Raw genomic sequence first — 7,562 nt, 5'->3', positions numbered from 1 at the left:
TTGTGGGCCTTTGTCAAAGGATGCGGACGGAGCCGCCGTCCAGCAGCTTGCCGGACACCCGGATCTGCTCCGGCAGGGTCACACGCGGATGCTCGATCAGCTCGATCAGCTTATCCGCCGCCAGCCTGCCAAGGGCTTTGGTGTTCTGCTGGTAGGTCACCAGCGAGGGTTTGACCACCCGAGAGAGATAGATGCCATCGTATCCCATCACTGAGATATCCTCCGGGATGCTCAAGCCCGCCTCGGCCAGGGCGTTGTAGCCGCCCAGTGCGGAAAAGTCATCCGGGAAGATGATGCAGGTGGGGCGCTGCGGCAGCGCCAGCAACGCCCGGGTCTCTTCAGCGCAGCGATCCACGTCGTGGTACACGCCGCAGCGGACGTACTGCTCCGGCACCTTCAACCCCAGCTCCTCGCAGGCCTGATAGAAGCCTGCCAGACGGTTCTCGGTAACGGCGGTCTTTTCGCCATGGATAAAGGCGATGCGCCGGTGTCCGCAGGCCCATGCCTGCTGCACCAAGGCCTTTGTGCCCACCACGTTGTCCGAAAGGATCGCCATCCGGTTGTTGAACACATGGTCGATGGTCACCACCGGCACATCGCCGTTGACCAACTCCACCACCTGCGGATCGTAAAAGTTCACACAGGCGATCACCACGCCGTCCACACCCCGGTAGTGGCAATGCTCCAGATAGCTCATGGATCTGCCGCTGATGTTGTGGTTGATAAAGGTGATATCATAGCCGCGCTTTTCTGCTTCAACCTTGAAGCTGTCCAGCACTGCGGAGAAGTACTCGTGGGTCAGGCCGCTCTGTTTTTCATCCACAAACAGAACGCCAAGGTTGTAGGTGCGGTTGGTCTTCAGCGCCCGAGCCGCTGCATTGGGCAGGTAGCCCATGCGGCGGGCCGCTGCGTGGATCCGCTCCCGCGTAGCCTGAGCAATGTCCGGCTGGTCGTTCAAAGCTTTACTGACAGTTGCGACGGATACGCCGCACTCTTTTGCCAGATCCTTCAGGGATGGCATTTTGTAGCCTCCTTCCGATGAAAGGAGCTGCGGGATGTTTCTCGCAAGTCACTTAATCGTTTTCGCAACTTCAATATAGCGCATTCTGCACCAAAAATCAAGCGCTAATGTAAAAGTTTTAGTCTGACTGCATCACTTTCGGCATTTTGTTCCAATGCGACCTGTAGAAATTGTGCATCTCGATTTACTTTCGTTACATTTCGATTAAAACCGAAAAAATTTCGTTGCAGTTTCGTTATGTTTTTCGGTGAAAAAGGTCGTATGTATATATTACTTTTAAAATGGGGTTTCGGGGCTTTGGTTCTGTGCTCCGCCGGGGTGCACACCCCAAAATTACGCCAAAAACTACCGGGACTTCGCAGATTATTTTTAAAAATCTTCCCGGATTTTTGCAAAAAGCCCTTGCATTTTTTTGCGAGATACGGTATGCTTAACGTGATAAGATTGCTTCTTTCACAGTGCCTTAATCGTTTTCGCCCATCGATGTGCTGCCCACCCTACAAGGCGCAGTTTTAAGGAGGAAGCATTATGAAGTTCGGATATTTTGATGACCGGAACAAGGAATACGTCATCACCACCCCGCAGACGCCCCTGCCCTGGATCAACTACCTTGGCAGCGAGGACTTCTTCAGTCTGGTCTCCAACACGGCGGGCGGTTACAGCTTTTACCGGGATGCCCGGATGCGCCGCCTGACCCGCTACCGCTACAATAACTCTCCGCTGGACATGGACGGTCACCGCATCTACATCAAGGACGGCGACACCGTGTGGAACCCGGGTTGGCAGCCCACCAAGACCCCGCTGGACAGTTACAGCTGCCGCCACGGTCTGGGCTACACCGTTGTGGAGGGCAAAAAGGACGGTGTGACCGCCCGGCAGGAGTTGTTCGTCCCCAAGGGCGACGCCTGCGAGCTGGACCGCCTGACCCTGACCAACCGCAGCGACCGCCCCCGGGAGCTTGACGTGTTCGGCTATGTGGAGTTCTGCCTGTGGGACGCCGTGGACGACAGCACCAACTTCCAGCGCAACTTTTCCACCGGCGAGGTGGAGGTGGAGCCGGGGGTCATCTACCACAAGACCGAGTATCGGGAGCGCCGCGACCACTACGCCATGTTCTGGTCCAACACCCCCGTCACCAGCTTTGACACCACGCGGGATGCCTTCTGCGGGGTGTACGGCGGCCCCGCCGACCCGCAGGCTGTCCGCGCCGGGCACTGCAGCGGCAGCATCGCCCACGGCTGGGCACCGGTGGGTGCGCTGCACATCCACGTCACCCTTGCCCCCGGCGAAGAGAAAAAGATCCTGTTCGGTCTGGGCTACATCGAGAACCCGCAGGACGAAAAATTCTCTGCCTCCGGGGTCATCAACAAAACCCGCGCCCACGCCATGATGGCACGCTACGCCACCGATGCACAGGTGGACGCCGCCCGCGCCGCACTGGCGCAGCACTGGGATACGCTGCTGTCCACCTACCATCTGGAGTCCGGCGAGGAAAAGCTGGACCGCATGGTGAACCTCTGGCACCAGTATCAGTGCATGGTCACCTTCAACATGAGCCGCTCCGCCAGCTACTTTGAAAGCGGCACCGGACGCGGCATGGGCTTCCGGGACAGCTGTCAGGATCTTTTGGGCTTTGTGCACATCATCCCCTCCCGTGCCCGGGAGCGCATTCTGGATATCGCCGCCACCCAGTTCGAGGACGGCAGCGCCTACCACCAGTACCAGCCCCTGACCAAAAAGGGCAATCGGGACATCGGCACCGGCTTCAACGATGACCCGCTGTGGCTCATTGCCGGTACCGCCGCCTACCTGCGGGAGACCGGCGACTGGTCCATTCTGGAGGAGCAGGTTCCCTTTGACAACGATGCCGCCAAGGCGCAGCCCCTGATGGAGCACCTGCGCCGCAGCTTCAACTTTACCTGCACCCATCTGGGTCCCCACGGTCTGCCGCTCATCGGGCGTGCGGACTGGAACGACTGCCTGAACCTGAACTGCTTCTCCGAGCACCCGGGCGAGAGTTTCCAGATCACCGGGCCCAGCGAGGGTCCTGTGGCGGAGAGCGTGTTCATTGCGGGCATGTTCGTCAAGTACGGCCACGAATACGCCGAGCTGTGCGACCATCTGGGCCTTGACACCGAGGCTTCCGCCGCCCGCCAGAGCATTGACGCGGTGGAGCAGGCCGTCCTGACTGCAGGCTGGGATGGCGCGTGGTTCCGCCGTGCCTACGATGCTTTCGGCAACCCCATCGGCAGCAAGGAGTGCGCCGAGGGTCAGATCTTTATCGAGCCGCAGGGCATGTGCGTCATGGCGGGCATCGGCAGGGAGACCGGACAGGCCGCGCAGGCGCTTGCCAGCGTGGAGGAGCGGCTGGACACCAAATACGGTGTGGTGCTGCTGCAGCCCGCCTACACCGGCTATCAGCTGAATCTGGGCGAGATCTCCAGCTATCCTCCGGGATACAAGGAGAACGCCGGTATCTTCTGCCACAACAACCCGTGGATCAGCTGCGCCGAGGCAACGCTGGGTCACGGCGACCGCGCCTTTGCGGTCTACCGCAAGACCTGCCCCGCCTACATCGAGGACATCTCTGAGATCCACCGCACCGAACCCTACGTTTACAGCCAGATGGTGGCAGGCAAGGACGCCCCCACCTTCGGCGAAGCCAAAAACAGCTGGCTGACCGGCACGGCAGCATGGACCTTCTTCAACATCAGTCAGTACATTCTGGGCATCCAGCCCACCTTGGACGGCCTGCGGGTGGACCCCTGCATCCCCCACACCCTGACCGGCTACACGGTCACCCGCCGCTTCCGTGGCGCAGAGTATCGCATCACGGTGGACAACGCCGCCGGGGTTCAGCACGGCGTCAAGGCGGTTACCGTAGACGGCAAGGCCATCTGCGGCAATGTGCTGCCGCTGGCTGCCGCCGGGACCGAGGTAACGGTGCAGGTAACTATGGGTTAAACCGACTTTTTCTGCTTCCTCATATTATTCTCCTTTTCATAACCAACGCCGCCGCGCAGCCCCCCCTGCACGGCGGCGTTGGTTTCACAGCTTATCCGACCGTACAACGATCAAAAATGCGCTCCGCGTTGCTCTGCGCATAGATAGCGGAATTATTATTTTAATTTGCATAGGGCTGTTGCACAAGCCCAACAAAAAGGCCAGAGTTATTTAGCCAAAAGGCTTTACAACTCTGGTCTTTTGCTTTAACGTTAACAGTGCAAAAATGAAACGGATAAAGCAAGAACAGCATATCGAAATTGAGGAGAAAAGTCAACAGTTAAAATTTCGAATCTTCGTGGTCTCCACTTTCACATAGGCATCATCAGGCACCTTGGGGAGATACTTCATCAGGAAATCAACATCCTGCTGGATTCGCCGGACGGCAGCTTCCAGTGCAGAATAGTTGATTCCGTAGATTCGTTTCTGCGGAGCATGGCGGTCCTCCGGGTGCAGAATCTCGTGCACGATCTGCTTGCGGTTCGAAAAATCGGCTCTGGCAAGGAGGTGCATTGATATTTACGACATGACGCAGGCGGTGGAGGATGGCGCAACGCGCCCTGTCTACTACGAAAGCCGCGTCATCAAGCTGCATCTGGATAAGGACACGCTGGCTCTGATTGATGCGACTTATGACGCATTGGAGCAGCAATCGGACACAGCGACCATTGAAAAAAGCAAGAAAATGTTGGGACAGATGGAAAGCGTGTTGGGCGCAGATTCTACGGTGCAATCGCTGTGCGAGGATATTGTCACCCACTACGAAAAATACCGTGCCAACCTGCTGATCGGTAAGGCGATGATTGTTGCCTATTCGCGCCCGATTGCCATGAAAATCTACCGGAAGCTGCTGGAACTGCGTCCGGCATGGAAAGAGAAAATCGGTGTGGTCATGACCAGCGGTAACAATGACCCGGAGGACTGGAAAGCGATCATCGGGACAAAATCGCACAAGGAGGAACTGGCGCGAAAGTTCAAAGATAACGATGATCCAATGAAGATCGCTATCGTGGTGGATATGTGGCTGACCGGTTTTGATGTTCCCTCGCTGGCGACAATGTACATTTACAAGCCGATGCACGGTTATAATCTGATGCAAGCGATTGCTCGTGTGAACCGTGTGTTCAAGGACAAAGAGGGCGGCTTGATCGTGGACTATGTGGGCATTGCATCTGCCCTCAAAGCTACCATGAAGGAATATACCAAGCGCGACCAGTCCCGGTATGGCGATATGGATATTTCCAAAGTTGCATATCCGAAGTTTCAGGAAAAGCTTCAGGTGTGTAAGGATTTGCTGCACGGGTTTGATTTCAGCAGTTTTATTGACGGTTCGCCGCTGGTTATGGCAAAGCTGGTAACGGGTGGTGTGAACTTTGTGCTGGATGCCAAAGCACCCAAGCGCAAGGACTTGTTCCTGCGAGAAGCAATGCTGCTGAAACAGTCGCACTCCCTATGCTCCAGCATGACCACAGAACAGGAGCGTCATGAAGCCGCCTACATGGAAGCTGTGCGTTCTACCGTGGTGAAAATTACTTACGGCGGCAGCGGCGGAAAGACGCTCTCGCTGAAAGAAATCAACACTCAAATCAATGAACTTCTGAAAGCGAGTATCCAGAGCCAAGGTGTAATCAGTCTGTTTGACAGCAAGCAGGCAGATGAAAATATCAGCTTGTTTGACCCGGCGGTATTGGACGAAATATCAAAAATGAAAGAAAAGAACATCGCTGTGGAAATTTTGAAAAAGTTGATGGCAGAACAGGTATCACTTTACAAGCGGACAAATGTTGTGCAGTCGCAGAAGTTCTCGGAGAAAATTGCGCAGCTGATGAACTCCTATTACAATGGGCTGATTACAAACGAGGAAGTTATCAAGGAACTTCTGAAAACGGCACAGGAAATCACAGAGTTGTACAATAATGGTAAGAAACTGGGGCTGACGCAGGAAGAGCTGGCGTTTTACGATGCTCTGACCAAGCCGGAGAACATCAAAGATTTTTACCAGAACAACGAACTGATCGACCTTACCAGAGAACTAACCGAGATGCTGCGTAAAAATCGGACGATAGACTGGCAGAAAAAAGAAACAGCGCGTGCCAGTATGCGGAAGATGGTGAAGCATCTTCTGAAAAAGTATAAGTATCCCCCGGAAGATTACGACACAGCAATCAGCACGGTTATCAGCCAGTGCGAGATGTGGACAGATAACATGACAGCGTAAAATGCGAGAAATATCGATGATTTCCTCTTGACAACACACAGCTCAGCCCTTAAAATAATCTTAGAGAATACTATTATTGAAAATACGAAAGGCTATTTTATGGGAAAGATGATCTTAGATGACCTCCGCAAGCGTTTGGAACGTCTGGACGAAGATGCCGACCTGATGATAGACAACGATGACCGCTACCAGATGGTGATCGTGGGCGGCAGTGCGTTCATTCTGTTGGGCAAGCTGACCCGTGCCACCCATGATATTGATGCGCTGAGCGTTCCGAAAGAGCTGTACGGACTACTTGGCAAGTACGACATCAACACGGATGTGGAAGCCTATATTGATAATTTTCCGTACAACTTCCAAGATCGGCTTCAGCCGCTGCCTTTCGGTGGTACAAAGGTACAGTTCTACACACCCAGTCTGGAGGATTTGGTGATTGCAAAGCTCTGCTCTTTCCGCGACACCGACAAGGCGGACGTGGAGAGCGAGGCTGTGCGGAACTCTTTGGACTGGAATTCGCTGGAACACCTTGCAACCGATGAGGATGAGCTGAGAGCCAGCATTTTGAACGACTGGCGGTATCGAGATTTTTATATCCGTTATCAGGAGTATGTGGAGAGGTGGAGACCGTGAGAAAGCTGACATTTGAGGGTTTCTTGAAGCAGTATGTGACAGAGCTTTCCGGCGTTCAAACCGCCAGCATTCACAAATTAGCGGACTGTTTACAGGATAACCCCCGCCTGAAAGAGCCGCTGTATCTCCATGCGCTGGCCTTTGATAAAGTGGATTTGTTGCTCCGCTATACCGTAAACAGGGCTGTTGCTGCGGAGTATGAGCAACTTTCCAATCGCTATTCGCTGGCGCAAATGCTGCTGCTTCTGGAAAACCAGTCGTTGGAATTGCCGGAAGGCTATTTGAAGGTTTGGCGAAGCTATTGCTCCGTCCGAGATGCCGCTCTCGCAGATAATGACACAAAAGAGCTGATTCACCGCAGGGTGGTAGAGATTCAGCAGAAGAAGCATCTGACGAATTATCGCATTTATGCAGACCTGAAGCTGAATCCCGGCAATGTGAATGCGTGGCTCAAGCACAATGATTCCAGCAAAATGAGCCTCGACTGCGCACGACAAATCTACAAGTATGCGAAAAGCTATCAGGCGGCACGTTAAAAGGGAGGTGAATCTGTGACTGCTGTTATCTATGCTCGCTACTCCTCCGACAACCAGCGTGAAGAATCCATCGAAGGGCAGATTCGTGAGTGTACTGCCTATGCGGAAAAGAACGGCATCACGGTCATCAAGCACTACATTGACCGTGCGTTCT

6 protein-coding genes and 1 pseudogene are annotated in these 7,562 nt (G+C 54.5%); 5 read left to right on the top strand and 2 right to left on the bottom strand.

Translation table 11 applies throughout. From position 1 onward, the window contains the following. Positions 1-13: 13 nt before the first annotated feature. Positions 14-1,021: a LacI family DNA-binding transcriptional regulator gene (locus ACT8X9_RS12060; RefSeq protein ID WP_117529997.1), complete on the bottom strand. Its 1,008-nt coding sequence runs from the start codon at positions 1,019-1,021 to the stop codon at positions 14-16. Positions 1,022-1,549: 528 nt separating this feature from the next. On the opposite strand from ACT8X9_RS12060, the gene ACT8X9_RS12055 reads away from it, so the two are divergent. Then, positions 1,550-3,985, top strand: a complete 2,436-nt coding sequence (locus ACT8X9_RS12055; RefSeq protein ID WP_436706121.1) for a GH36-type glycosyl hydrolase domain-containing protein — start codon at positions 1,550-1,552, stop codon at positions 3,983-3,985. A 312-nt stretch (positions 3,986-4,297) separates the two neighbouring features. On the opposite strand, the gene ACT8X9_RS12050 is transcribed toward ACT8X9_RS12055, so the two are convergent. After that, positions 4,298-4,492 (bottom strand): hypothetical protein, encoded by a 195-nt coding sequence (locus ACT8X9_RS12050; RefSeq protein ID WP_436706122.1) that lies wholly within the window; start codon positions 4,490-4,492, stop codon positions 4,298-4,300. Between the two features lie 43 nt (positions 4,493-4,535). On the opposite strand from ACT8X9_RS12050, the pseudogene ACT8X9_RS12045 reads away from it, so the two are divergent. From ACT8X9_RS12045 to ACT8X9_RS12030, 4 genes and pseudogenes are all read left to right on the top strand, one after another. After that, a pseudogene (locus tag ACT8X9_RS12045) lies at positions 4,536-6,242 on the top strand (type I restriction endonuclease subunit R); the annotation flags it as partial. 99 nt (positions 6,243-6,341) lie between these two features. Further along, complete coding sequence (locus ACT8X9_RS12040; RefSeq protein ID WP_444269147.1) at positions 6,342-6,872, top strand: DUF6036 family nucleotidyltransferase; 531 nt, start codon at positions 6,342-6,344, stop codon at positions 6,870-6,872. Then, positions 6,869-7,408 carry a transcriptional regulator gene (locus ACT8X9_RS12035; protein WP_117530009.1) on the top strand — a complete coding sequence of 180 codons (540 nt, stop codon included), beginning with the start codon at positions 6,869-6,871 and terminating at the stop codon, positions 7,406-7,408. Before ACT8X9_RS12040 ends, ACT8X9_RS12035 begins: the two co-directional genes overlap by 4 nt. Positions 7,409-7,423: 15 nt before the next feature. After that, positions 7,424-7,562, top strand: a 139-nt coding sequence (locus ACT8X9_RS12030) for a recombinase family protein (protein WP_444269148.1), incomplete at its 3' end; no start/stop codon positions are given.

This window comes from Faecalibacterium sp. (genome assembly GCF_052358865.1).
Classification (GTDB): domain Bacteria; phylum Bacillota; class Clostridia; order Oscillospirales; family Ruminococcaceae; genus Faecalibacterium; species Faecalibacterium butyricigenerans.
Note: the sequence above shows the minus strand (reverse complement) of the source record. Positions and strands in the feature narration are given on the sequence as shown.

What these genes read in the sequence shown, in the direction of transcription:
- ACT8X9_RS12040 (WP_444269147.1), top strand. Translation starts at nt 6,342, where the DNA reads ATGGGAAAGATGATCTTAGATGACCTCCGCAAGCGTTTGGAACGTCTG.
- ACT8X9_RS12055 (WP_436706121.1), top strand. Translation starts at nt 1,550, where the DNA reads ATGAAGTTCGGATATTTTGATGACCGGAACAAGGAATACGTCATCACC.
- ACT8X9_RS12060 (WP_117529997.1), bottom strand. Translation starts at nt 1,021, where the DNA reads ATGCCATCCCTGAAGGATCTGGCAAAAGAGTGCGGCGTATCCGTCGCA.